Source organism: Methylomonas sp. ZR1 (assembly GCF_013141865.1).
Classification (GTDB): Bacteria; Pseudomonadota; Gammaproteobacteria; order Methylococcales; family Methylomonadaceae; genus Methylomonas.
In genome coordinates this window covers 2407353-2433679 of the sequence record NZ_RCST01000001.1, presented here as the reverse complement: position 1 = coordinate 2433679, position 26327 = coordinate 2407353, and the positions used below count along the sequence as shown (strand labels likewise).

23 protein-coding genes are annotated in these 26327 nt (G+C 55.2%); 3 read left to right on the top strand and 20 right to left on the bottom strand.

Annotated elements, in window-relative coordinates; all coding sequences use genetic code 11:
* Nucleotide 1: 1 nt before the first annotated feature.
* Entirely contained in the window at nucleotides 2–712 is a 711-nt protein-coding gene (locus tag DDY07_RS10945; RefSeq protein WP_171695914.1) for a PepSY-associated TM helix domain-containing protein, read from the bottom strand.
* Between the two features lie 118 nt (nucleotides 713–830).
* Nucleotides 831–3023, bottom strand: a complete 2193-nt coding sequence (locus DDY07_RS10940) for a TonB-dependent siderophore receptor (protein ID WP_171695913.1) — start codon at nucleotides 3021–3023, stop codon at nucleotides 831–833.
* 435 nt (nucleotides 3024–3458) lie between these two features.
* Between DDY07_RS10940 and DDY07_RS10935 the strand changes: the two genes are divergently transcribed.
* Both DDY07_RS10935 and DDY07_RS10930 read left to right on the top strand, forming a co-directional pair.
* Nucleotides 3459–3668, top strand: coding sequence for a hypothetical protein (locus DDY07_RS10935; RefSeq protein ID WP_033155342.1), 210 nt, complete (start codon nucleotides 3459–3461; stop codon nucleotides 3666–3668).
* A 54-nt stretch (nucleotides 3669–3722) separates the two neighbouring features.
* Nucleotides 3723–3968, top strand: coding sequence for a hypothetical protein (locus DDY07_RS10930; protein ID WP_033155341.1), 246 nt, complete (start codon nucleotides 3723–3725; stop codon nucleotides 3966–3968).
* A 66-nt stretch (nucleotides 3969–4034) separates the two neighbouring features.
* Here DDY07_RS10930 and DDY07_RS10925 read toward each other — a convergent pair whose 3' ends face one another.
* The 16 genes from DDY07_RS10925 to DDY07_RS10850 form a co-directional block, all read right to left on the bottom strand.
* On the bottom strand, nucleotides 4035–6143 hold the full coding sequence (locus DDY07_RS10925; RefSeq protein ID WP_171695912.1) for a peptidase domain-containing ABC transporter: 2109 nt from the start codon (nucleotides 6141–6143) through the stop codon (nucleotides 4035–4037).
* Nucleotides 6130–8895 carry a pitrilysin family protein gene (locus DDY07_RS10920; protein ID WP_171695911.1) on the bottom strand — a complete coding sequence of 922 codons (2766 nt, stop codon included), beginning with the start codon at nucleotides 8893–8895 and terminating at the stop codon, nucleotides 6130–6132. The genes DDY07_RS10925 and DDY07_RS10920 overlap by 14 nt, the downstream gene beginning before the upstream one ends.
* Before the next feature lie 194 nt (nucleotides 8896–9089).
* Nucleotides 9090–9518 (bottom strand): hypothetical protein, encoded by a 429-nt coding sequence (locus tag DDY07_RS10915; RefSeq protein ID WP_171695910.1) that lies wholly within the window; start codon nucleotides 9516–9518, stop codon nucleotides 9090–9092.
* Between the two features lie 299 nt (nucleotides 9519–9817).
* Nucleotides 9818–10081, bottom strand: coding sequence for a hypothetical protein (locus DDY07_RS10910; protein WP_171695909.1), 264 nt, complete (start codon nucleotides 10079–10081; stop codon nucleotides 9818–9820).
* A gap of 430 nt (nucleotides 10082–10511) precedes the next feature.
* The gene (locus DDY07_RS10905; RefSeq protein WP_171695908.1) at nucleotides 10512–10757 is read right to left on the bottom strand and encodes a hypothetical protein; all 246 of its coding nucleotides are present in this window, start codon (nucleotides 10755–10757) and stop codon (nucleotides 10512–10514) included.
* Nucleotides 10758–10807: 50 nt separating this feature from the next.
* The gene (locus tag DDY07_RS10900; protein ID WP_171695907.1) at nucleotides 10808–11956 is read right to left on the bottom strand and encodes a cupin domain-containing protein; all 1149 of its coding nucleotides are present in this window, start codon (nucleotides 11954–11956) and stop codon (nucleotides 10808–10810) included.
* Nucleotides 11957–11964: 8 nt separating this feature from the next.
* On the bottom strand, nucleotides 11965–13242 hold the full coding sequence (locus tag DDY07_RS10895) for an HlyD family secretion protein (RefSeq protein ID WP_171695906.1): 1278 nt from the start codon (nucleotides 13240–13242) through the stop codon (nucleotides 11965–11967).
* A 946-nt stretch (nucleotides 13243–14188) separates the two neighbouring features.
* A complete protein-coding gene (locus DDY07_RS10890) occupies nucleotides 14189–15307 on the bottom strand; it encodes a hypothetical protein (RefSeq protein ID WP_216614741.1) in 1119 nt (372 codons plus the stop codon).
* A gap of 363 nt (nucleotides 15308–15670) precedes the next feature.
* A complete protein-coding gene (locus DDY07_RS10885) occupies nucleotides 15671–16483 on the bottom strand; it encodes a heme ABC transporter ATP-binding protein (protein WP_171695905.1) in 813 nt (270 codons plus the stop codon).
* Nucleotide 16484: 1 nt separating this feature from the next.
* Nucleotides 16485–17579, bottom strand: coding sequence for an iron ABC transporter permease (locus DDY07_RS10880; RefSeq protein WP_171695904.1), 1095 nt, complete (start codon nucleotides 17577–17579; stop codon nucleotides 16485–16487).
* Complete coding sequence (locus DDY07_RS10875; protein ID WP_171695903.1) at nucleotides 17576–18478, bottom strand: hemin ABC transporter substrate-binding protein; 903 nt, start codon at nucleotides 18476–18478, stop codon at nucleotides 17576–17578. The genes DDY07_RS10880 and DDY07_RS10875 overlap by 4 nt, the downstream gene beginning before the upstream one ends.
* A 145-nt stretch (nucleotides 18479–18623) precedes the next feature.
* Nucleotides 18624–19160 (bottom strand): HugZ family protein, encoded by a 537-nt coding sequence (locus tag DDY07_RS10870; protein WP_171695902.1) that lies wholly within the window; start codon nucleotides 19158–19160, stop codon nucleotides 18624–18626.
* Nucleotides 19161–19229: 69 nt separating this feature from the next.
* Nucleotides 19230–20231, bottom strand: a complete 1002-nt coding sequence (locus tag DDY07_RS10865; protein ID WP_171695901.1) for a ChuX/HutX family heme-like substrate-binding protein — start codon at nucleotides 20229–20231, stop codon at nucleotides 19230–19232.
* Nucleotides 20232–20353: 122 nt separating this feature from the next.
* Entirely contained in the window at nucleotides 20354–21085 is a 732-nt protein-coding gene (locus DDY07_RS10860; protein WP_171695900.1) for a VPLPA-CTERM sorting domain-containing protein, read from the bottom strand.
* Between the two features lie 145 nt (nucleotides 21086–21230).
* Nucleotides 21231–21476: a hypothetical protein gene (locus DDY07_RS10855; RefSeq protein ID WP_101055249.1), complete on the bottom strand. Its 246-nt coding sequence runs from the start codon at nucleotides 21474–21476 to the stop codon at nucleotides 21231–21233.
* A gap of 14 nt (nucleotides 21477–21490) precedes the next feature.
* Complete coding sequence (locus DDY07_RS10850) at nucleotides 21491–23926, bottom strand: TonB-dependent hemoglobin/transferrin/lactoferrin family receptor (RefSeq protein WP_253734466.1); 2436 nt, start codon at nucleotides 23924–23926, stop codon at nucleotides 21491–21493.
* 156 nt (nucleotides 23927–24082) lie between these two features.
* Here DDY07_RS10850 and DDY07_RS10845 point away from each other — a divergent pair, with 156 nt between their 5' ends.
* Nucleotides 24083–24346, top strand: coding sequence for a hypothetical protein (locus DDY07_RS10845; RefSeq protein WP_171695899.1), 264 nt, complete (start codon nucleotides 24083–24085; stop codon nucleotides 24344–24346).
* A gap of 111 nt (nucleotides 24347–24457) precedes the next feature.
* On the opposite strand, the gene DDY07_RS10840 is transcribed toward DDY07_RS10845, so the two are convergent.
* A complete protein-coding gene (locus DDY07_RS10840; RefSeq protein WP_171695898.1) occupies nucleotides 24458–25573 on the bottom strand; it encodes an iron-sulfur cluster-binding domain-containing protein in 1116 nt (371 codons plus the stop codon).
* A 4-nt stretch (nucleotides 25574–25577) separates the two neighbouring features.
* Nucleotides 25578–26309 (bottom strand): PepSY domain-containing protein, encoded by a 732-nt coding sequence (locus DDY07_RS10835; RefSeq protein WP_171695897.1) that lies wholly within the window; start codon nucleotides 26307–26309, stop codon nucleotides 25578–25580.
* Nucleotides 26310–26327: the final 18 nt, after the last annotated feature.

Below are 26327 nucleotides of genomic sequence, written 5' to 3'. Positions count from 1 at the left end.
TCTAACCCGAGATGGCTTGCAAGGCAAAAAACACCGCCAAACTCATGGAGCCCAGCCCTAAGCCGGCGGCGGCCAAACGGTTGCCGTGCAGCCTGGTCCACAATAAAGTACCGGTTAAGGCTAGCAGGATCAAACCGCCCGCCAAGGTATCCACCAACAGCACCCAGCCCACGCCCATGCCAGTACCTTTGTGCAGATTATTCAAAGTGGTCAACAGGTTGGCCTCGCCTTGCTTGACCGTGACAAAGGCGTTGCCTTCCCAATAGTCGGCAGACAACAGTTTTTGCGGATTGCGCACGTTGATCTGCCAGGAGGCCGGCTGTTGAACCGGCTGATTGTTCCAGGTCACGGTTTTACCGGGTTCCTTGCGGATTTTGGCGTGGGACGTATCGATGCTCAGCGTTTCACCCAGCCAGGTTGCCATTGCTTTTGGGTCCGCGGGATGAGGTTCCGGCAAGGCCAGCTGAATTTCTTTTTGTTCCATGCGGCCAATCGGAATTTTCAAGATGTCACGATGATTCATTAAAATCCCGGTAAAGCCGAACAGCAAGCCCAACGCCGCGCCCCACAGCCCGAACCAGGCATGGGTGCGGCGCAGCCATTTCAGAAAGGCGCCGCGCGATAGACTTTTCGGTAAAAACAAGTAGCCGCCGTTGGTTTTCTTGGGCGGGCGGTTGGCTGGCGTCAATAATGAGTCGGTTGCGGTGTTCATGAGTCGGGGTCCAAAAGCGGGCTATGGCAATTGCAAATAAGGGGGTTGCGGATTGGGCGGAACGGTTAAACCATCTCACCAATAGCGGATGTTGTTTAACCGTTCGCACACGTCGAGTTTAGTATTTAAAGCTCACCGTCAACTGCCCGGATACCGGCGTGCCCGGCAAGGCCGAGTTGGTTTGTCCGGATTCGTAGTAGACGGTATCGGTCAGGTTGAACACGTTGAGTTGCACGTCGTAATGTTTTTGATGATAGGCCACCACTGCGTCCAGGCGGGCGTAACCCGGTAATACCGCTTCGTTGACGCTGTCGGCATAACGGTGGCTGGCGTAGTACACGCCGCCGCCGATCTCCCAGTTGTCTGTTAGATGATAAGTGCTCCAGGCTACGCCGCTGTGTTCCGGCACGTTGACGGCCGTCATCCCCTCGAACGATTTCACTAAGCCGCTGACCGAGCCGGTGGCTGTTGATGTGGATTTGCTGATTTTCGAGTCAAGATACGCATAGGTCAGCGATACATCCCATTTCGGCAACACTTCGCCGGCCAGACCGGCTTCGAAGCCGTCCGTACTTTGTTCGCCTGCGAGGATTTGCAGATTGGCATCCAGCGGCGAGGTGGTGCGGGCATTGGTTTTTTCCAGGCGGAACAGGGCGGCGGTGGCCGATAATTTGCCGTCGAACAGTTCCCATTTGCCGCCGATCTCATAGTTATGATTCTGCTCCGGTGGCAGGTTGGCGTTGTTGGCCGACAAACTCAGGCTTTCCGCAGACGGATTAAACGACTTGCCGTAGCTGAAATAGTAAGACTGAGCTTTGCTGGGCTGCCAGACGATGCCGCCGCGCGGGCTCCATTGATCGACGCTGCTATTGAAGTCGGCGCTGCCTATCCGATCTGTCTGTTGCGCCTCGAACACATCGTAGCGGGTGCCGGCCAGTAATTTCCATTCCGGATTGATCTCGAATTGGTCCAACACATAACCCGCGTAGGTTTGGGCTTGGGTCAGACGGCTGGTGTCCAGCGTGCCGCTGAAGTCGTACGCCAAGCCGGTGGTACTGGCGGTAAGGCGCGGATTGAATATCGACACCCGGCTGACGCCAGTCGAGTTTTTCGATTTGTAATCGTATTCTTCCCAACCGAATTCGCTACCGAACATCAAGGTATTGTTAAAGCCGAACAAGGGCTTTTTGTAGACAAAGTCGGTTTGGTTGTAGATGTTTTCCTGGGTATTCAGGCGCAAGGCTTGCGAACGGGCGATGGTGCCGGCATTGGCGCCGGTATAGGCCGCCGCGCCGGAATACAGATGGGTCAGGTATTTACGTTCGTAATCGCCGTAGCGGACCGTGTTTTTAACCGAGAAATCCTGGTTGAAACGGTGGGTTAACGCCACGGTGGCCACATTGACATCGGTGTCCATCATCCGGTTATCGGTAAAGCCGTAAAAGGTGTTGATAGGCACGCCAGCCGGCCGGCCTCGATACATAGGCACGCCGTAATCGAACACGCCTTCATCCTGCTGGTGCAACAGATTTAGCGTCAAATCGGTATCGGCGCTAATGTCCCATTTGAACGAAGGCGCGATACCCCAACGGTTGCTGTAGTTGTAGTCGCGATAGGAGTCGGCATCCTGGTACATTACATTCAGCCGGGCCGATAAATCTTGATATTGGGTTTCGGCGTCGATGGCGGTGCGTTTGAAATCGTACAAGCCATAAGTAAAGCTACCGTTAATCCCGGTTTTACCGGTGGGCTTCTTTGCTACTTGATTGATCACGCCGCCGGTGGCGCCGCGACCGAATAAAATTGACGATGCGCCTTTCAGCACTTCGGCTCTTTCGATGAAAAAGGTGTCGCGAGTGTACTGGCCGTTGTCTTTGACCCCGTCCAGATATTGGTCGGAGCTGGCCGCGAAGCCGCGCAAGGTAATGGAATCGCCGGTACGGCCGCCCTCGCCGGCGGCAATGGTCAGGCCGCTGACATTGCGTAAGGCATCGCGCAGGTTGAAGGCGTTTTGCGACTCGATCAGTTCTTTTTTTACCACGCTGACCGATTGCGGAATGTCGCGCAGCGCCATCTCGGTTTTGCTGCCGGTGGTCGAGGTGTCGGCTTTGAAGCGAATGGCCTGTTTTTCGCGGTTGGCTTTGACCTTAACGTCTTCCAAAACCACTTCTTGATCATTGTTGGCCGCTACGTCGGCGGCCGGGTCAGCGGCGAATGCCGCCCCGCTCAGAGCCGCGCCCAGCGGCAATAAAGCCCCCAAGCGCCACTTGGCAGGGGTGGTTTTTTTCGTGGTCGAATGGTTTGCAGACATAGTATTCCCGTAACTGAATAAATAGTGCTGGCTGCCTGGCTGGGAATGCTGGGTGGCTAAGATTTTACGAACCGACAGTTATTGTCCGTCGGTTATTGATCGCTATTCGAGATATGCGGCTCCAAAAAGCCAAGAAATAAGATCATTCTCAAATAATAACGATTCTCATTTTATTTTTTTTGAGACTAATGTCAACTCCGGAATTTGCGTGCAGACTGTTTCCCAATTCGAAATCAAAGCTTGGATAGGCTTAAATCTTTGAGCGCATTCCAGCCGTTTCGCGAGCTTGGTAGCCTAAAGGCTTGCGGAAATTAGCCTTTAGGCTGCAAAACCAACGGCGAGTTAATGGCTGAAATTTCAAGGAGGAAGAAATACTTTACTTTTCAAATGAGAATAATTATCATTTGAGTCAGATTAAAAATCAGCTGCCGCGACGTGAAAAGATTATTCCCCTTATTTAGAGAACCTGAGGCTGTGCGCTTGGCAATCGCTCCGGAAGTTTTGGCGGCGTTGGTCGAAAAAGGCGAAATCCATGCCACGGATTTCCGATGTCTTGATTTAGGGTCGAAACAAATCGTTTGGAAAATGTTCCTGTCTCAGGCAAAAGCCAAGCTCAATCGTGGTTTAGTAAATCCCGAGCTTTAGTCCGCTTAAAAAGTTTTTTACCCAATCCCTGACGATTTTTGAAGGAGTAAACCTATGAGCAACAAACCCTGTACCCACGAATGTTTGGCGGCGACGGCCTTAAGCAAGGTATTGATTTGCCGCGAATGCGGCGTCGTCCACCTGCATCTGCAGAACATGTCATTGCGCCTGGAAGTGGCGGATTTTCTGAGCTTTGCCGACACCATGGCCGAAGCCGCGCACCAGGCCAGAGCCGGTCAAAAAGACAAAAGCAAACGCGCCGGCTTTACAGTGGTTAAATCCAGCACCAGACTCAATTAGCGAAACCGCACTTGCCGGAAAATTCCCCGGAGGTTTGCCTAAGATAGCGGGATGGCGGAATAACCTTCAGAAACTACCCATTCTGCTTTCGCTGTGTATGCTGGCATCCAGAGACACGACTCTGTCCGCCATGCCTATGGTTTCCGGCCGATGGGCGATGGTTAAGCGGGTGATGCTTAACGAATTGATTGCCAAATTCACCTTCCGCTCTTTTTCGACATCCAAGTGGCTGGTTGCTTCGTCCAGGACCAGTACTGACGGCACCTTATAGAGCGCCCGCGCAATAATGAGCCGTTGCTTTTGCCTGCCGGAGAAACTGCTGCCCATGTCGCCAACCTGGGATAGATAGCGCATGGGTAGAACCTCGATTTCATGGTCGATGCCGGCGAGTTGAGCGCTTTGTTTCAGCAGATCGAAATTGGTTTGTAAGTCGAATCCGGAAATATTTTCTTGAAGGCTCCCCGAGAATAATTGGTCTTCCTGCAGTACCGCTCCCACCAGCCGACGCCAATTGGCCAATCCGAATTGGCTTAAAGGCATGCCGTCGATTTCGATGACGCCCTCGGTCGGTTCCAGCAGACCCAAGCAGAGTTTGACCAAGGTGCTCTTTCCGCAACCGGACGCGCCGACGATGGCGATATGTTCGCCGGGTCGGATGGACAAATGCCAATTGCGAAATACCCACGGCATATTCGCGCCGTAGCGAAAGCCCAGGTTTTTAAACTTGATCGTGGGGCTGAAATCCTTTCTGTTGATGACTTTGTCTGCTGCGTAGCCGTCGGTATGCTCTTTTTCCGCCAAGACAATATCGGACAAACGCTCCACATGCAGACTGACCATGCGCATGGACATCAGGTTGTCGATTAGTCGTTGCATCCGCGAGGTAAAATCGTCCTTGTAGGAAATAAACGCCATCAGCATGCCGACGGTCAGTGCGTTGTCCATGACCATGGTGGCGCCGACTGCTAGGACGGTGATGGCTTCGGCGGCAAACACCGCGCTATAACCGAGCGAAAATCCCAGCGACATTTTTTGCGCGCCAATGCGCTTATTAACGCCGGCCACTAACAAATTCAGCCAGCGCGCCCGGCGCTGCTCTTCCAAACCCGCCAACTTTGTGGTGTGAACGGCGCGAATGCTTTCCAGGAAATGGCTTTGCGCCTTGGCCTCGTGCGCCAGTGCTTCATCGGTTAATCGATGATAAATCCCATGGGGCAAAACGCGGATCAGCAGATAGGCCAATACGGCGGCAACGGCGAAAGCGCTTAGCGTGGGGCTATACAGCAACATCACCGCCAGGACAATTAAACCGAATCCGCCGTCCAGGACCACTTCGACTAATTTGCCGGTCAGCGTCTGTTGAATGGCTTGCATCGATTGAAAACGGGATACGATATCGCCGGTATGCCGTAGTTCGAACCAATGCACGGGCAGTCTTAACAAGTGGCCGATAATGCGGCCGGCCCATTGCAGATTGAATTGTGTCGCCAGCACGATGGCCAGCCAGCTTCTAACGGCTTCCAACACGATTTTAATCACGGCAATCAAGGCATAGGCCAAGGCTAATACCAACAGGAAATCCCGGTCGCCGGAGACAATAGCGCCGTCTACTATCCATTGGGCAACGATCGGTGTTAGCAATGCGAATAATTGCATGGCAACGGCCAATACCGCAATTTGCGTCAAGCTCCGTATCAGGCCATCGACTTTACCGACCAGTTTGGCGATGGGAATGCGCGGCTTGGGCGTTATACGCTCGAACGCCGGTGAAGGCGTAAGCTCCAACGCCACGCCGGTGAACAGTGAGTTGACTTCGGCTAGAGAAATCTCTCTTTCGCCCTTGGCCGGGTCGTGCACCAGCACCCGGCCGCGCCCCACTTTTTTTAGCACGACAAAATGGCTCATTTGCCAATGCAAAATACAGGGGAGACTGAGTTGGTCGAGTTCCGCCAATTCCAGGCGTAGCGGTCTGCACGAGAACCCGAGCGCCGCCCCAATACCGACCAAATCCATCAGCGTGGAGCCGCGTAGCGACACCGCATACTTGGCGCGTAAGTCGCTCATGCTGTGTGCGGCACCGTGGCAGGCGGCGACATAGCCTACGCAGGCCAAGCCGCATTCGGTCGCGGTGGTTTGCAAGTACGACGAATGGTGCGAGTGCTTAAGGTGCTTCATTGTTGGTATCGACAAACACTTCCAGCAACTGATCGGGATTGATGTGGCGGGCAATCGCCGTATTCACCTGGGCCAGCGTCAAGGCTTCAACGCGGGCATTGATGTCGGCGTAGTAGTGCATGTCGCGGCGTAAGCGTAATAGCAGATTCAGCTTGCCGAACAGCTTGTCATGATCTAGTTTGCTCAGGTCGTTGCGATGGCGCCAGTTCTCTTTTGCACTGTCGAATTCCGCGGCGCTGAGGCCATCTTTAACCAGCAGCGCCAGTTCCTCGTGTACGGCTTTGGCGAGCTGTTGCCGCAGGGCCGGCGCATAGCTTGCTGTGACGGTGAGGGTGGCGCGCGGTTCGAAGGCGGAAGCGCTGATCTTGCTGGCCACACCGTAGGAAATACCCTCTTGTTGACGCAGGCGGCGACCGAGGCGGGATTGCAGCGCATCCTCGCCCAGCGCGACATTCGCCAGCATTAAAGCCAGGGCGTCCGTCTCGTCCGCTTGCAACGGCTGTCTAAGCTGTGCCGTGTAAATGCCGTGCGCGCCATCGGCTACGGTCATGACATGCCGGCCGGGTACCAAAGCGGTGTAAGGTAGCGGCGGCCGCTGGTAGGCCTGCTTGCTGCGCCAGGGACCTAACAGGCCTTCCAACTGCCGGCGTGTTGCGTCGGCATTAAACTCCCCGGACAGCATCAACTCCCCGTTCGCGCCGTAATAATCGGTGTGGAAGGTTTTTATATCGTTCAATTCGATGCGTTCCAACGCGGCGAGCGCTTCGGCCATGCCGGGTTCGCGACGGATGTCGCCGATAGGGTATGGGCTGGTGAGTGCGGTCAAGGCTTGTTCCGCGACGACTTGCGGTTTGGCGCTCTGGCTTTGGTAGGCGACACGCAACTGATTGCCGACTTCCTTGAATCCCTGCTCCGGCAATGCCGGATGGCGAAGAACATCGATCAGAACGCCCAGAAATTCCGGCAACGATTGAGCGGGCAGATCGAAGCGAATCGCCAAACGGTCCTCCATCGGCGTCATCGACAAGTGGGCATCCAAACCCACCAAGCGATCAAACAGTTGTTGCCGATCTAAACTGGCCGAACCGTGCGCCAACAGGCTGCCGGTAAGGTCCGCCAACATACGTTTGCCAAGCATGCTGTCCGCCGTGCCCATGCGCAGATTCCACTGTCCCTGCACCCGGCCGGTCGGTGTAGGCTTGGGCCAGAGCGCAACCGCCAGCGACTCGTTAATGCTAAAGCGCTCGATTTGCGCATTAATAGCCGCCGCCGTCGCATCGTTAGCCGCCGGGCTCGCGGTTTCCGGCACGCTTGCAGGCGCGGACGCGGGGGATGGTTCGGCGCTTGTTGCCTGCGGTACGAGGGCTTCTTTCCGCGCCGTGACACTTGCCGCATGCCGACTGCTCATCAACTGGGCAACCGGGAGACACTGCTGGAAAAGCGTTTTGGCCGTTTGCTGAATCTCCGCCAAATTCATTTCTTGGGCCGCGTCGATACTCTCGAACCACAGCCGCCAGTCGCCGAGGGAGGCAAATTCCGCCAAACGGTAGCCAAAAGCAGCGGCTTGAGATTGCACGTGTAAAGCTTCGTTGCGTATCAAGTTTTTGGTGCGTTCCAGTTCTTTTTCCGTGAACGCGGTATCGCCCAGCGAATGCACTTGTTCTGCTAAGGTGTGTTGGAGTTGTTCCAACGCTTCGCTATCGGCTGTCAGCGGCAGCGCAGTGACTTCGAATGCACCCGCATTGCGCAATAGCAAGGGCATAGCCGAGACAGAGGCTGCCTGTCCGGCACTAACCAGCGATTCATGTAAGCGACTGGCTGGCGAACCGGTCAGCAAGCCGCTCAGTAGGCCCATCGCTGCTACATGCTTGGCATCGAACGAATGGGGTAACGGATAAAATAACGAGACGGAAGCAACATCGCCTTCGCCGCGAAAACTCCGTTGCAAGTCGCTACTCTCCTGTCCGGACGCCGCCTGGAATGCGGGTGGTGGTCCGATTTTGGGCGACTTAATCTCACCAAAATGAGTTGCCAATTGCTTCCAGGTTTCGGCAACGTCAAATCGACCGGTAATGATCAACAGCGCGTTGTCGGGACGATAGTGGGTCCGATAAAAAGCCTGAGCGTCTTCGATGGCGATACCGCGTAATTCAGCTTCGTTACCTATCGGCGGGCGTACATAGGGGGCAAAGCGAGTAACAACCGGCAGTATTTGTTGCGCTAATTTTTGCTGATGATTGCTATCGCCAAGCTCTTTTTCCCGCAATACCACGGGTAATTCCCTGGCAATATCCGTTTCCGTAATCGTCAGTTTATGCATGCGCAAGGCTTCTTGTTGCAGCAGCCAGTTCAGCGTGGGCTGGTCGCTGGAAAAGGCCGTGTGGTAGATAGTGCGGTCGAAATTGGTATTGCCGTTATAGGCAATGTTGCGGCGCGCCAGCTCGCTCACCAGCGAATGATTGTCCGGCGTCGTCGGCGCGTTAAACAGCAGATGCTCCAGCAAATGCGCAAGGCCCGACTTTCCCACGGGATCGGCGAGCGAACCGCTGAAATACACCAGCGTCACCGCCGTCTGCTCGGCCTTACTATCGGGAACCAACAAGGCCCGGAAACCGTTCTCGAATTGCCGTTCGATCGCGCCGTATTTCTCGGCGGCGGCGCTGTTTGTATTATTTTCCGTGGCGTGCCCGCTACCAACGTTGACGAGAGTTAGTATTAAACATGCTATTAAGGTCGAGCGGGTACGATTCATAGGTAAGATTCCTTTCTAGGGTTGGATAAGTCGAGGTTAATTAAATATCGGGCGGCAATAACGAAACTTAGAGAGATACACGTCAATAAATACAACAGAGATGCGCCATATTTGAAATCTCATACGGATGAATATTGATAGGCAATCCGACTCGCTAGGCGGGAATTAAGCTTCATCCAATATCTGAGGAAGTATTATAGAAATGGCTTTGTTGACGGCCAAAATCTTCGATAAATAACAGCTATGATATTCAGTAATAAAAATACTCCAGAGACCATAACAATCTTGTCGTGCAGTGCTTTGTCTTGGGTAACTAATTCTGAAGACGCGCCGGCACAAATAAATCCTGCCATTAAGTAAGTTGTTATATCGCGTCGATACACGAATTCGGTAGTTTGTCTCCCTGAGAACAATCTTTCTATGTTATCTTGGTTTTTTTTAAAATAAAAAACGCCTGCCATAAATATCAAAAAGAAGGCGATATACAAGATAACCGCTTCTTCGCCATGGAGATGAGAGCTGATATCTGCAGTGGCTTTTGGAAATACGAATGCTAATACCGTAAGTGCCGATAATAGGGTAAAAGCCGAGGTAACTGAAATTAAAAATGGGTGATTTTTCATGATGAGTTTAGGTAGAAAAAATTAATATAGGGCGGATGTGAAAATGGCTTTGGCAAGCCATTTTTTATTTTATCAAATTTTTAATATAAACCATGCAATTAAGCAAATAGCTATCGAATTCAGAAAATGAAGTAAAAACTGAAATCTTGTCATAGCGTCCTTGTCTTTACGTAATTGACTTTTAATCACCATTTCAAGAGAGATAACAGAGGCCATTGCAGAAAAAAATAAACTAATAAAAAGATAAATCATTGCGCCATCCTCAATAAATAATCGGTAAAGTAACCCTCCAAAACTTACTAACCGTCGCCATCTTCACCATGTAATTCTCGCTGAATTTGTGCAAATAATGCTCCATCATTGAGCATGGCGTCTGCCAGAAGAAAAGATCCCAGCCCAACGCCTACAACACCGACAGCAACACCTATGACACTGCCAACCGCAGCAGCTTGCGCAGCTGTAAAGCCACCCCCGGTGGCGATAACAGTTCCGCCTTGGATTTGATCGCCGACTGATATACCTCCGCCGACAACAGACATTTCACGAATTGTCAATTCACGCATTTCTATCTCCTTATCTTTTAATTAATAGGTATATTTGATTTTACCGGCCACCGATTCTCAATGCTTTTGTTGTTGATTCAAGGTGGATTGCGATAATGGTTCGCAGTGCTGATAGTTTAAATAATCAATAGGCCCAGTCTTATAAGCAATGCCGAACATTTTGGTGTGGCGGATTTTATGGGGTTAGGTAATATATTTACGATAAAAGTTTAATGGTAAAATGAGTCAAGGCGTTGATATAAATAATTGATAAACTAATCCAAAGCGCTTTCTTTCTTATTGTTTCTGAGCTGGGTTTAATAAATTTTGATTTTCCTATAATGGTTGTAATCATCACAAGGATAACGCCGAAAACTAATAAATAAGTCTGTGTCTCGTTCATGTCGCAATAATGTCATGTTAAGTTGATAAATGTGGGAGCGAATGATTATTAGCCTCTATCGCCATCTTCCCCGCCACCGCTACTCAAAGCACCGCCTTCAACTAAGCCATCTCCTATGGCAAACCCACCTAAGATTACGGCAGCCGCCCCGGTTGCAACGACTACAGCACCCACTTCAGGTGCAGCCGCAACTAGTGCAATGCCGGTTCCTACAAATGCTAAACCACCGCTGACTTCATCCCAGTCAACCCCTCCGCTGACAATCTCCATTTCCGAAATAGTTAATTCACGCATATATTTATCTCCTTGAATAAAATTTATATAACTAATTTTTAAATAATTATCTAAAGTAACTCTATAAGGTCTAATGTCGATAATATTTTCAACAATTGACTCTCCTTGTCGGATAATTGCTTAGAATTTTTATTGGCCGGCAAGTTATCGGCTGAACTGATGCCGGCAAGGAAGTCGGCGCTTTCGGTGTCGAGATTTATCTTGAAGCCGTTGGCTAATAAAGTTTTCTGATCGTTGGATATGGGTAGGAACGAGTTTATTCGAATTTTATTGCCCAGAAGGGCGGTGTTATCCGATATGCCGGTTGGAGACAAACTGCCAATATTAAATCGCGATTTAACTCTTTGTTGTTCAGTAAAAGCGATGAAAAAATTATGGAGATTTTCCGGTTCGGCTAGCGTGCTTTGTAACAGCGGGATATAACCTTCAATAAGGTCCGTCGTATTGAGATAAGGGTTGATAGACCCCCGGCTTTCAATCCGGTCCGGCAGTTGATTGCCGCATAGCCAAAGCAGGTAGTCCAATAATTTAGGCGGGAAGGTGCCTATGGCGATATGAAACGTCTCGTCGCCGGCGATAGGCAGGGCCTCGTGCCACCAGCCTCTTGGGATATACAGCAAATCCCCGGCCGCCAATACCGTATCCAGCACCGGTTCCGCCGGGCATTCCGCTTTATGGTTTAGGCTGGTTTGATGGTTTAAAGGCAATTCGAATGTGGGTTGATAGAGGCGCCATCTTTTGCGTCCGATCAGTTGCAAGGCGAACACATCGTGAGTATCCCAATGTTTGCCGAACGAACCGTCGCCGCCGAATGCCGCATAGGCATTGGCGTTGGTCTTTTCGCCGACGAATTGCGCCACGTCCATGCAATAGTCGTTAATTTCCGGGAGGTAGAGCTGTAGTTTGTTTAATACCAAGGTCGCACCGTCCGTTAAATAGCGGTACAAAACGTCTTTGACGATACGTGTGCGTTGTTCGCCCAGTTCCCAATAGCGCTCGGTATAGCGGCTCGGATCGACCGGTCCGTCTTTAAATAATTTAATCTGCGTATTGGCGTTTTCCATGGCGTAAAGCGCCTGGTCGATATGCTTCCAGTTTAAATTGTTCTCGGACAGTACTTGGCGCTTCAGCCACCACCGGCTTTGGTAATGCGCCTCGAGAAATTGTGTTCTATCGATGCCGAAATGTATCAGTGACATAGCGTTCCCTAGTTATATTTGGTTAATCCGTAAAGCGGTTCGATCATCCACTCAATTAAGCGCCGCGTATCTTGTTCGATGTCCGCCTCCACGATCATGCCGGATACCAGCCTTTTCGGTTCGCCGTACACCGAGGCAAACTGCGAATCCAGTTTTACGGTGACGCGGTAATAATCGTCCGGTGGGGAATTGGCGAATAAATTCGGTAAGGTCTTCGATGAAACCGGATTTTTCGAGACGGTTGCGACCGTTCCGGAATACTGGCCGAACTTTTGATAAGGGTAGGCTTGGTAACGCAAGCGTACTTTCTGGCCGGATTCGACAAAGCCGATGCCGCGCGTGGTCACGTACAATTGCGCGGTCAGTTCCGCACCATCGCCAAGCAAGGTTGCCAAAGCATCCTTATCCGAAATTTGGCCGGGGTGCACGCTAATACCGGTGACCATGCCGTCAATCGGGGCGACGATAGCCAATTGGCTTTGAATATGGGTTTCCTGGATTTTTTGGCGGAGTATGCTTAAGTCTTGGTCGATATTGGCGATGCTGATTTGGGTTTTTTCCGGTGCGATGCGTTTTTCGTCCTCCAGCTCCAATTTTTTTCGCTCGAGTTCGTCGTAATCCCGCTTTAAATCCGATGCTTGGGCACGCAATAGCGTCAGGTTGTCCAGCTCCTCGTCCAATTTATCTTTTGCAATAAAGCCGGATGCCGCCAGGCCGCGATGCTTATTCAGGCGCTGCTCCGCCAGGAACAATCTTTCCTGATGCTGAGTTATCTGTTGTTTGGCGTCGGCAATCGATACTTGTATTGCCGCCAACTGTCTGGATAGTGCCGAATTATTTTTGTCTTGCAGGGTGCTTAATTGGCGCTTTTCCCGGAGATTGGCTTCCTCTTCCGCGCGCAGTGCCGCTTCAAGTTGATCGGCGTATCGGGCTCCGCTGGCGTCCGACCGGTTTGTGAATGAAGAAAGATGGCGTTCGTCTCTTAACGTAAATAAGGTGTCTCCGGCATGAACCGTTTGACCTTCCTCAACATGAACGGCCGAAATAAGCCCAGGCGCCGGCGTGGCAATAATAATCGCGCCGCCATTTGGGACCAACATGCCGATAGCGATGGTTCGTTTGGTGTAGGACGCAAAGCTGATAAATAAAACGGTTGCGGCGACCAGCGTTAATACAATCGCGAATACCAGCCACGACGACCAAGACCTTGCCAGCAGGATGTCGCCTTCCAAGCGTCCGGTCTGCGCTGCCATGGCTTCTGCGCGATAAAGATTCGTCGAGAACATGCGTCCTGCCTATCGGATTTCGATGTTTGACAGCGAAGCGTTTTTGGGCCGCTTAGGCTATTAACCCGGTCCTATTTATCCTTGGTGCCCGGTTCGGGCTGAGCGGGCCGAAGCCTGAGTTGGTTGGCCCTTCAGTACCCTCAAGGGCATGGAGGCTAACGGTGTTTAAGGGCTGGGTTAATAACGAAGAGCTAAAAATCAGCTGTTCGATGGCGCTTTCGGCTGTAGTGAGAAAGCCGTAAACGAAATGGCGGCTAGCGAAAAATGATTTGGTCATAAGGTCCCCTGGATGAATTGATTAGCACCGTGAGGGCTGGCTAGTCAGGAGACATGGCTGGCAATACGCCTTCTGCGCGAAGGCTGAGTGGACTTTAAGGAAGTTCTTGCTCGCTGTCAACTCATATTATGCGGTAGGTCTTGTTTGCTTAGTTTTGCAGCAGCCAAGGCTTCGACTGAATAACCAATCTTGTATTTGCCCGTCTCGAACTGTCTATGGAAGCCGAGCAGATTTAAACATTCGTCGCAGACATTTAATCGACAATGTCGGCTAGCAAGCCTGGGATATAAGCGGCCGCCCGTTTAGCGTTCTGCGCGGGCGGGCCGTGAATTAGGCATGGTCGATCACGCTGATCGCCTGCGGCTTGCGCTTTAACTTCGACGGTTGGCAGCGTCGTGTCGCTGTCGGTTTCGGCGGCGTATGCGGCGGGCCGGCTGTGAAAAGATAGGAGGTTCGCGGCTAGCGGTGAGGTAACGAACCGCAAGGAGTAAATTCTACCGTTTCGCGAACGGTGCGGTTCGCAAGCTCACCGGCAGCCTACGCCAGCGGATGTTGCGAGCAGAGGTAGGGTGGGCAAAATTGCCCACCAGACTATGCTGGCCACTTGATATTCTTGAAGTAGCCAAGTTCAGCCTGAATGTCATCGATTTTCTTAGTTTCGGCGGGATCCTAGTGTGGAATGTGCAGGTAGACGATGTCTGACGAGTGGCCTTGCCTGCCCTTCTTGGGCCGGTCCGTGGCGATGCCGATTACAGTCTTGACGGATTTACAGCGACCCCTCACGACGAGGCAGCGCAGCATCAGTTCTCGCCCACGGAATTCCCGTTCCGCCGAGTCGCCAGTGGTGAAGACGAACGCAGTGTCGTTGTCTGCGACTATGAGGCGTGCGGCTATTCGCGCATTAATGGGGCGAAGAAATTCCAAGAAGGCATCTGCAAGATTCGCTCGGTGACATCGGGGCTGCAGCGCCATTGCGACGAGCGCCAACTCGTTCTGGGTTACTTCCTTTCGGAACATGTCAAACATGCCGTCGGTGAGTAAGTCCTGAGCAAAGCTCTCGATCAGGTTGTCCCAGGCATATGACGACGCTAAGTCCCTGTTCCGCGCGAGATAGTCGGCGCTTTTGGTCAGGGCTAACCAGACACCCTCGTGAATAAACGCAAGAGCTGGTTGTCCGGTATCTGGATCAAACAGTCCAAAGTCAGGTCCGTTCTGGACATAGAGCGCTAGCAAGTCCTCAGCACCGGCACCCATGAAGACAGGCGTCGCGCCGCGCTCGAAGAGGCTCTCGGCGGCGGATAGGTAACGGACAAAGTCTGTGACTGTAGTGAGTTCGTTGAATGTTGCTTCCAAGCTGTACTCGTCAAGCAAGTGCACAAACCCGTGCCCAAGATCTCCCCATTTCAGTGGGACTTTGCCCCGCCCTCCCAGTGAAACCGTGATCCGATGGAACCGACGATCCTTCTTTGGCGGGAGCGTGATCTCTCGCCCATCGCTTCGAATCAGGCCGTCGGCAACCTGCAGCCAACGTTCCGCGCCCCAAATCTGCTTCACTGACTTTTCAATTGCGGACTTTTGCCATCGTTCCCAGCCAACAGCGTCACCGGTATCTCGGTACTCAATCTCTTTGACTGAGAATATGATAATGTGGGGTCCGCAGACCACCAAACAATCACATAGTTCCTTTCCGCCTTTGCCAACGGGGTTTGGGTGGGTCCAAAGGCGCAGGAAGCTAATTGCGCCGAGTTTGTTCACCAACTGTTCTGATGGAGTAAGTCCGGGTGGCATGATGCGGCCTCTGGTATGACGCCTAAGTAGTAATCAAACAGTTTCCGTATATCAGCAAGTTAATCCTTAATTTTGCAATTACTGATTGGTCGGCATGACATTTTTCTGTCTGTATATCATTCGGAAATCAAAACCAACGACAGGTAACGGAGCAATAGGAGTTTTTGAATCACTGGATCGACCGATTGCAACTGGGCCAGTTTCCTCTTCCAGTTTATTCGATTTTACTCCCAATAACACCATCGCCATGCCGGAAAATCTGTGGCATTGAATCGTAAGGTGCCGCCATCCCTGGCGGCGTTGTTAACGTATTCCTCCGAACACGCTAAATCGGTTAACAATCCGGGATTACCGCAGACCTCATTATCCCGACAAGCCCGGCGCCACTTGCCGCCGCGGAATCACCAGCGGCGCGTTCGGGATTTGCGGATGACTACTGATGCTGACCGGGTAAGCGAATACTTGCCGGATCAGCTCGCTGTTCAGGATTTGCGCGGGCGTGCCGATGGCGGCGAGCCGGCCTTGGTGCAGCAGGGCGATGCGGTCGGCGTAAAGCGCGGCCAGATTCAGGTCGTGCAAGACCGCCAACACCCCGGCCTGTTGTTCGTCGGCGAAGCGGCGGGCGATGGCCAGCACCGCGTGCTGGTGGGCCAGGTCCAGAGCCGAGGTCGGTTCGTCCAGCAACAGATAGCGGTGTAGTGGGTCTTGCGGTTCCCAGATTTGCGCCAGCACCCGCGCCAGTTGCACCCGTTGGCGTTCGCCGCCGGACAGCGTGGTGTAGATGCGTTCGGCCAGATGGCCGGTATCGGTCATCGCCAGCGCCTGTTCGGCGATGGCCCGGTTTTGCGCAGCACTGTGGGTTTTGCGCTGCGGGCTGCGGCCCATCAGGGCCACGTCGCGCACCGTAAAACGAAACGCCAGTCCGGAACTTTGCGGCAACACGCCGCGCAGCAAGGCCGCCTGTTGTGGCGGCCATTCCGCCAGCGGCCGGCCGTTCATCGTCACCTGGCCGGCGAAAGGCGCCAGCTCGCCGCTGATGGCCCGCAACAGGCTGGATTTGCCGGCGCCGTTCGGGCCGGCCACGGCCAGTACTTCGCCGGGGCGCAGCTCCAGCGTCACGCCGTCCAGCAAGATTTTCGCGCCGGCGCGCAGGCTCAGGTCCATGGCTTGCAGCATGTTAATGGCCCATCAGTTTTTGCCGGAACAGCAGCCACAGAAAAAACGGACTGCCGAGTAGGCCGGTGACGATGCCGATCGGGATTTCGGCCGGCGCCGCCAAGCTGCGGGCCAGATAATCAGAACCGATCAGCAGCAAGGCGCCGAGCAGCGCTGACGCCGGCAATAGCCAGCGGTGGTCCGGCCCCAGCGCCAAGCGCAATAGATGCGGCACCACCAGACCGACGAAGCCGATCACGCCGGACAAGGCCACCGCCGCGCCGACGCCGAGCGCGACCAAGGCCACCACGCCGGTTTTGATGCGTTCCACCGGAAAGCCCAAATGTCCGGCTTCAGCTTCGCCGAGCAGCAAGGCGTTCAAGGCATCCGCCAACCATGGCAACAGTAGCAGATTGGCCAGTAAAAACGGTGCGCCGATGGCGACGCCGTCCCAGCCGGCGCCGTTCAGGCTGCCCAAGCTCCAGAAGGTCAAGCTGCGCAATTGGTCGTCGTCGGCCAGATAGACCAGCAAGCCGGTGGCCGAACCGGCCAGCGCGTTGATGGCGATGCCGGACAACAACAGCGAGGCCACGTCCAGCCGGTCGCCGCTGTCGGCCAGCCGGTACACCAGCCAACTGACCCCAAAACCGCCGGTGATGGCCGCGACCGGTAATAAATAGGCGCCGAATGCGCCGGCCACAGCGCCAAACAGGCTGTCGCGCAAAACAATGACCGCCACCGCGGCCAGCGCGGCGCCGCTGGAAACGCCGATCAAGGCCGGATCGGCCAGCGGATTGCGGAACAAGCCCTGCATCGCCGCGCCGGATGCAGCCAAGGCGCCGCCGACCAGCAAACCCAACACCAGGCGCGGCGCGCGAATCGCCAGCAGCACCGCTTGCTGGTCCGCGCCGAACGGCCAGGGCAGGGCGATACCGAAGCGGTCGGCGACGATGGCCGCGGCCTGGCCGGCCGAGATTGCGACTGCGCCGCTGCCCAGCGCGGCCAAGGCGGCGACGGCCAGCAGCAGTGCCAGCAACCAGCACAGGCCGGCGCGGCTCAAGGCCGGTTTCAACCAAAGACGCGGTCCGGCCGCCGCCATCGCGGCATGCATAGTCATCGGCCGGCCCCCGCGTCGGCGGCTACTGCCGGTTCGTCGTGCAGTCGTTTGGCCAGTTCCAGCACGGCCTGGCCGCTGTGCAAGCCAAAGCCGAGCAAGGCCAGGGTATCGACCACGAAGACTTTACGCTGCCGGCCGGCTGGGGTTTGGGCGATGCCGGGTTGCCGGTAGAACGCTTCCAGGCCGCCGATGGCGTTGGCGGCGACGTCGGTTAACAAAATCACGTCCGGGGCGGCGGCGACCATCGCTTCCGTGCCGATGGGTTTGTTGCCTTGCAGTTCGCCGACGGCATTGGTGGCGCCGGCCAGGGTTAACATCGCGTCGGCGGCGGTGCCGTGTCCTGAAGCCAGCGGTGCGCCGTGGGCGACTGCCATTAAAAACAGCACCTTGGGTTGCTCGTCCTGTTGAGCACGCCACTGCGCCAAGCGGTCGAAATCGGCTTGCACCTGGCCGGCCAGTGCCCGGCCTTGCTCGGGCTTATCCAGCAAGGCGGCGATAGTGCCGATTTTGGCGGTAATGCCGGCGGCGGAATAGTCCTCGGCCAGCGTTTCGATACGCACGCCGGCCGCGCGCAATTTCTCCAGCACCGCCGGTGGCCCGGCGTGGGCGCTGGCCAATAGCAGGTCCGGGCGCAGCGACAGCACGCCTTCGGCCGACAGCGTGCGCATGTAGCCCACTTGCGGCAGGGCTTTAGCCTCGGCCGGCGCCAGGCTGGTGCTGTCGACGCCGACCAGACGCTCGGCACTGTCCAGGGCGTAGACGATTTCGGTCAGCGCGCCGCCGACCGAAACGATGCGGCTCGGACCGGCGGCATTGGCAGGCGCGGCGGCGGTTAGCCAGAGGAGCGCAACGGATGCGGCTCTGACAAGTTTATGGATTAGGGATGTGGTCTGTTTCATGTTCGGGTTTTCGTTTGATTTATTAATCCGGCCCTTAAATACCCGTTCCCCCTGTCAAAGGGCATTCAACTCAAGGCTTCGACAGGCTCAGCCCGAACGGGATACCGATAAAAATGCAGCCGGACTTTTAGGCTGCCGCTCCGCCTTACGCCGGCGCTTCGGCCGGTTCGCGGGCCTTATGGCCGACATCGTTGACGTGACGGATTTGCCCCAAATCGTCGCCTTCTATCGAAAATGCCTTGGCAAAACCCTGCACGAAACTGCCGCGCTGCGGACGGATACAGAACAGATGAAAGTCCTGCATGTTTTGTAACTGTTTCATGAACGCGCCGAATTTTTCCTCGAATAAGCCCATGATGTAGGCGAAAGCTTCGGACTCGCGGTCGATTTCGCCGGCCGAGCAGTGATAGGTAACCCGTTGCCGGGCGAACAAATGCGCGGCTTTGTCTTCGTCCTCGACGAACAACAGGCAAACCCGGCCGTTGTGCAATAGGTTTTGGGTGTGCGCCGACAGTTCGCTGACATACACGTAATAATGACCGTCGTGCCTCACGTAAGCGGCGTAACTGGCTTCGGGCTCCCCGGAAGCGCTGACCGTGGCCATTAGCGCGGAGGAAAATGTTTGCGGCAGCGCGGTATAGGCTGCTCTGACTTGTTCGAGATCGATGGTTTTCTGGTTCATGCGGGTTTCCTGATATGGCGTTATCGATAAAACGTATCGGTTTATGGGGTTGGGTAGCGACGCAATAAGCTAGGAACCTTCAGCAAGCGCCGAGGCTAGGAGCAAGTCGCGCCAAAAACCGTTTTCGCCGTTGGTGTCGTCGTAACCGCCGAAGACGGAGGCGATGGTCTGCTGGTTTTGGCCGCGCACCAACAGGCCGGTTAATGCGTGTTGCCGGTACCTCAGTTGGACGATGTCCGCGCCGGCCACGGCCATTTCGTTAAGATGCAGATTAAAACGCTGATCCAGGATATTGAACCAGGGTCCGGTAATCTTCAGGTTTTGAATTGGGCCGTCGTGCAGTTGCAGGGCGCCGGGATTGCCGACCAGCACTTGTATCGGCAACATCAGTTCCGCCAGTTGCTGCATGAGCGCGCGTAGCGCCGGCATGCCGATCCGGCCGGTGACGGCAGCCTCGGAAGTGTCGGCCAGTAGCAGGCGTCGCCAGGATTCCGGCAACTCCGCGCATTGTTTAAGGTCGCCAAGCGGCGGATTAGGGCTATGCGCGGGCAATACCGGATTGGGCGACTGATCGTCGGCCCGAAAGATGTCGACCAAACGCCGGTACAGGCCGGCATCGGCATGTTCGGTCAAATAGATTTTGTGCACGGCCTCGCCGCCCGTGTCGAAAAATTGCAGGCTGTGGCGCGGGCCGAGATGGGTTTCCTCGGTCACGGCGAAACCCGAATGCCAAATACTGATGGATAGACATAATGCGATATGGTGTCCGTCTATCAGAATGGCGTCGCCGCAAGGGCGTATATCCTCGTAGAGCCCGGTGCTTTCATGTACCGCGAAAGCGTTGCGGGTCAAGGCCATCACCGGCCCCAGTGTGCCGACCGCGCTCAGCAGCGCGGGCCAGTGTGCCCGCAATCGGATGACGCGGTTGCCGCAGTCGGTTGCCAGCAGTTCGGCTTCGCTGACGCCCAACGTCGCCGCGGCATCGCGAATCCGCATATGCGGGTGATCGGCGAGCAGGTCTTGCCACGCTTGTTTCAAAGTGTCCGCAATCGATAAGGGTTGTTTAGTCATGGAATTTGCCATTACGCTGAGCTCCGTTAAGCGAATGCGCTGTTTGTTTCCAAGGCAGCGCACGTTAGGGACTTTGCAGCCGGGCCGCACGGCCCGGCTGCAAAGCGTTTACAGGTAAGTGCTTATGCCGCCAGGCCTTTTTTACGATTTAAACCCAGCAAGCCCATGAAGCCGGCGCCGAACAGCCATACTGCCGCAGGCAGCGGTACACTGGTTACGGGATCGGCGCTGGGGCCGATGTCGATAGCCACTTGGCCCAAACTTAAGCTATGTCCGGCGCTATTGAACGAGAACAGATAATTGCTTGCCGGTCCGGATAGATCCCAATAAGCCAGGTATTGCACTAGCTCGACCGGGCCGAATGAGCTTTCGTAGTTGCCATCGTAGAAAGTTTGTGTCGTAAATGTAGGCGCTACGCCATTCAGTAACAGGCTGTTGTAGTCCATTTGCACGCCCCAGGTTTCGAATTGCAAAGCTGCTCTTAAGGGCTCGTTGTTGGTAGAGCCGCTTAGCGAAGCCGTGAAATTCTCGGTGACGCTGAAGCTGTACAAATTGCCCGATCCGGCCGCGAATGTGCCGGCGTTCCAGCCGATATTGGCATCGGTGGTGCCGGCACTGCCCACATCCGCCGCCGCGGTGCGGGTGCCGGGATAAGAGTTATCCGCGAAGCTGTCCCATTCCGCATACAGCGTGCCGGCATCGCCACGGTTCCAGTTGCCCCAGCTGGCTTCGCTTGGGGTGTCGAAGCCGTAGCCGGCGGCGTAAGGGTCGGGACCATTGGTCAAGTCAGCCGAAGCGCTGCCGGAAACGGCTAACAGGCCGGCGATTAAAGTCAGTTTTTGTGCAGTTTTCATGGTTGGTTTCCTATGTAAATAAATTGACGCATCTCTTCACCACGAAGACGATCCGTTGCTTTCGTCAAAATAGCGTCCGCCGCTTCGACCCCATGCCGGCTATCCGCGCTGGCCTTTGGCCTTTGCGGTGGCGGAGATTTAAAACTCAGTGCGGCTCGCGGCATTCCGGAAGTGCGTTGCCATCGCGATTGCCGTTCGGCGTGCCTTGCACCTGAAAGTCCAGCACGTAGCGGTACTGTTTGCCGCAATGGATGATCACTTCCTTTTGCCCGCGCTTTAACAGCCGCATTTCCATCCGCAATTCGCCGAAGCCCTCGTGTTCCAGCAATTCGTCGAACAGCGTTTCCAGTTTTTTCCGCGCCTCTTTCTTGGCCCTGTAGCCCTTGGTCATCAGATTGTTCTCCGTCAAAAAGCCAGTTTTACCGTGACGCCGAGATTGCGCCCGGGACGCGAATAGCGGTCGGCCCAGTAGCGGGCGTCGGCGAAATTGCCCAGCGTGGTATGCGGATCGCCGGCGCGGGTGTTGATGTCTTCCCAGTCGATATATTTCTTATCCAGCAGGTTGAATACCCCGACATTGAACGAGAGATGCTTGCTGGCGTTGTAGTAGGCATTGAAATCGATGACGCCGTAACCGCTGGGCAGAAATAGGGCGTCAGCCGGGGCGGTATTGGCTTGTTTGGCGCCGACCAAGGTCAGGTTTAATTCCGTGCCCCAGTCGCCGCTGGCTTGGTCGTAGCGCAGACCGACGACGGCTTTCATCGGGCTGATTTGTCTTAGGGCATCGTCGTCATTGCGTTGGGTTTTAAGATTCATGCCTTCAGTAAATGCACCGCTGAACAGCAGGCTGGCGCCCTGTAAATAGGGATTTAGCCAGTCCAGGTAAAACCGGCTTTTGATTTCGATACCCTGAATGCGGATCGGGTCAGGGCTATTGATGTTTTGATAGGTGGTAAAACCCAACGGCGGACAGGCCGCGGTCGCCGGGTTGCAAATCACCGCGTTATAGATGAAGTGGTCGTAATCGTTACGAAACAGGCTTATGTCGAAAGTCCCGGCAGCGCCCTGGCCGCGCAAACCCACTTCCGCGCCGACGCTGGTTTCCGGCTGTATGTTGTAATTGGGCAGGTTGGTGTATCCGCCGGTGATATTGGTAAAACCGAGATTGCTCTCGCTGAAGTTGGGGCCGCGAAAGCCATGCGCATACTGGCCGTGCACCGTGAATATCTCGTTGAGGTGCAGTAAGGCGCCGAATCTGGGTAAAAAGGCGTTGGCGTCGATGATGATGGGTATAACCGGATCGGCGCCTTCGGCAACCGCTGCCGCGGAGGCTTTATCGAACAAATAATCAGGCTTGGGCAATAAGCGGAAATATTCCCAACGGCCGCCGGGGATCAGCTCGATGCGTTTATCAAACAGGCCAATACTATCCTCAAGATAAGCGCCGGCCTTGGTGACGGTGGAGAGCGGAAAGTCGCGGACCGGAAACTCATCCGGCGTCACGGTCTTGCTGATCCGGCCCTTGGGACAAATGTTATTGGGCCGTCCGGTGCGCGGGTTAACCGAGCCGCTGACGCAGGTGTAGCTGCCGTCGCGTTGTTGGGCTATGCTGTTTTTACTGATCTGGCCGCCGTATTTCAGTGCATGCGCGGTATCGCCTAAAACAAAGTCCTTTCCCAGTTGCAGTTCGCCGCCGAAGTCGTCGTTGGCATAATCGAAAATCCGCTCGGTGAGTGTGTTGCCGTCCACGTTGGCGGTGCGATCTTGCAAAGTGACTTGCCCGGTAGCGGATTTTTGCGTGTAAAACTTCCAGAGCACAGCGTCGAACAGCGGCGTATCCAGATGCTTCAGGGTGTGATCCAGTGTCAGCCGCCAACGCGATTGGGTATCGGTGGTGAGCATGCTGTTGACGTTGCGCAGGCTGATGTCGGCACCGCGCAGATACAAAGCGTCGATATCGGATCGACTGTCCAACCATTCGCCGGTCAGACGCAACACGTTGTCGTCGTTAAAACGGTACAGCAGCTTGGCCAGCAGGTTATAGCTGAGGTTTTCTTGCGGACTGGGCGTGGTGCGACGGCCGTCGGCAAAATCCGCCGTGCCTTTATTGTCGGTTTCGTTGCTTTGGTTGTGAGTGAATAGCGCCATGCTTTCCCAGCCGCCCCAGGCACCCGCCAATGTTGCGGTTTGCACGAAGCCGTTGTCGGTAGTGTTGTAATTCAGTTTCAGGCCGGTGTAGTAATCCTTGCCGAATACGTTCAAGTAATCGCGCGGGTCCTTGGTGACGAAGTTGACGGTACCGCCCATCGCATCGCCGCCGTAATACGCCGACCCCGAACCACGGACGATTTCCACGGCTTTTAAGGCGTCCATGTCCACCGCATTGCGGTTGGCGCTGGCAAACGAGCCGATGCGGAAGGCTTCCGGCAGGCGCACGCCGTCGATCTGCATCAACACCCGATTGCCGCCCAGACCGCGTATGGTAAAGCCGCTGGCGCCGAAGCGCTGCGGGTCGTTGCCGACATTGACGCCGGGTTCGTAGCGGATCAGGTCTTTGATATTGCGCACCATGCGTTGCTCGATGGTTTTGTCGTCTATCGTCGATTGAGTACCGGGCGGTGCGGCGGCCGGTTTGTCGGCTTGAGCTTTGACCGTGACGGTTTCCAGTTCCAGTTCTTCGGGCATTTCAAGCTCCTCGGGTTCGGCAGCCAAGGCTGTGCCGGCCAGCACACACAGCAGCGCGCCAAGCAGGGCGCGCCCGCAGTCGCCTGGAATTCCGGAGCAGGTCGCCTTGGGGCGGTTGTGCAGAGTGGGTACTAAATCAGTCGGTTTAATTGCCATGGCATACAGTAGTTACTGCTGGCTGCCTGGCGCGATGGCTAGGGGGGCTGGCGGGTTATTGCTATCAGTTGTTAGCTGGTGTTTCTATACCGAGTAAGCGTCGGTCGCTGAGATTTGTATTTTGGGTAATGGCTTAAAAAAAGTGGTCTGATACGTTTGTCGCGCTTCCAATTGCGCACCTTTGTTGTTGGCAGTCGCCACAAAGCCAAGGTCGCGGCGTGCGCTTTGTTTTTTACTGCGACGGTGGAAAGGGTGACGTCCTTGTCGGCCGACGAATCCTTGTCGGTATCCTGTGCCGCAGCCGGCGCCGGGCAGATCAGCGCGGCGGCCAGCGGCAGTGCCGCCATCAGTGCTCGGGAATCCGCTGGCTCGTGCCGGCGGCGTGAATTGGGCTGGGGCATGCGTGCTCCGTCGGGTTAGCAATGTCGTTAAAGTCATGGCTACCTGGCGGGAGGCTGGGTGGCGGTCTATAGATAATTTAATTTTTTGTCCGGATTACGCCGAGCCGGGTATGGCGTTTGCCGCTACCGTTCAAACCCTGCTCAAGGTCATGTCGCTGAGCGGAAGCGTACAGCAGGCTAAAATTTCCCGCTCGCCGAGCGTCATCGTCGGAGGCAGCAACCAGCGATAGTCACCGCTATCCGCTCTCACCCGGCAAGCGCCGCAATGCCCCGCTCGGCAATCGCTATTGATCGCGATGCCGGCACTTTCCAGACCGTGCATCAAGGTCGGCCGGCCCTGGAAATCGAATGCGGTTTTGCCGACGATGTTGATCCGGTAAATCGCATCATCCGTCGATGGCACCAAGCCGCCGAACCCTTCGCTGAAAATGCGGTCGGGGGGGATGCCCAAATCGGTTAAATCGGCCCGTAACATCGCGGTCATTTCGATGTTGGCGCACAAATAAAATTCAGCGTTTGCCACAGCGTCCAATGCATCGACAATGCGTTTACCGTTCAGCCGGCCGGTTTCTCCCGGCCAAGATGCGTTGGGCCGGGAGACAATAGGCCGATAGCGAAACCGGGAATGGCGATTTTGAAAGCCGATAAATTCGGCGTGATAGCACAGCTCTTCGGCATGCCGCACCGCATGGAACAGATACACGGTGCTTCCAGGGTTGTCGCGATCGTTTAACAAAGTGTGCAGCATGGCCCGCAACGGCGTGACGCCGATGCCGCCGCCAATCAACACTTTGACGCCGCCGGAAGTTTGCAGCGTAAACCCGCCGCGCGGCGGCAGGATTTCCAAACGGGTGCCGGGTTGGGCGAATTGGTACAGATGTTCCGATACGCCGCCGCCGGCCACGCGGCGAATGCCGAGCTGATAGTGCCGAGGCTGCGTTTGCCAGGCCGCCAGCGAGTAGCAGCGGCGTGACGGTGGCAGCCCGGCTCGCGGCAGATTGACGGTCAGGTACTGACCGGCCTGAAATGCCGGGAGTTGACCGCCGCCGAGAGGTCTCAGTACCAAGCCGAATAAATCGGCGGTGTAATCTTCGCGGCTCTCGATCACGACCTGCAGCGGGGTGGTGCTGCTCGCTCTATTGCGGGCGATCCGGCAATGCCAAGCCAGACGCAGGCCGTCGCAAAGCCAGAGCGCCAACGTGCCCAGCCCAAAAACCACTATGCCGGCCAAGATTGACAAAAACATCTTGTCAGCCCTTTCCCAGCAATGCGGCTTTGCGTTGTTGGCCGCGCCACCACAAATAGACGCCGCTCAAGCATAAAAACACCAGCAGGCCACCCAATAGGTCTATCCATAACCATTCCCAATGTTTGCCGAGAAAGGCTTTACCGGTATGTACGTCCAGAATCAGCTTACCCACACTGTAATCCTCGCGCAAAGCCTCGGCCGGCAATTGCTCGAACGCCTTCAAAGTCGCGGCGTCGGGCCGCCAACTGGTGCCGCCGTCATCGCTGAATAACAGGCCGCTATTCTGCGTCGCGATGAAAATGGCGCCGTCGCTGCCGATTTGTACGCTATGTACAGCCTGACGGTATATTTGAAGCCAATTGCCCTCGCTGTTTAACCAGACACCGCGATTTCCCGCTGCGGCAATCTCGCCTTTATTCGCCGCCAAGCTGCGGATTTCATAACCCGCCAACTCGGATACGGCTGTTAGCTTATTGTTTTCAAACATGAATAGCCCAGCTTTGCCGCCGATAAATCGACGGCCGTCGGCCAACGACAGTGTGCTTCTGATATCCGGGGCCGCTTGCGCGTTCGGCGTCAAACCCGGCAGCCAGCCGGCGTCGACCGAGACGCCGTTCAAGCCCAGCGTTTTGTTGTGTGCAATCAGAATTGCGGTCAGGCCCACCAAAAATGCGGGGATGCTTAACAGAACGCTCAGCCATGCGTGCCAGTGGCGCCAATCTATTTTTTTCATGGTTTGCTCCCGGTCACG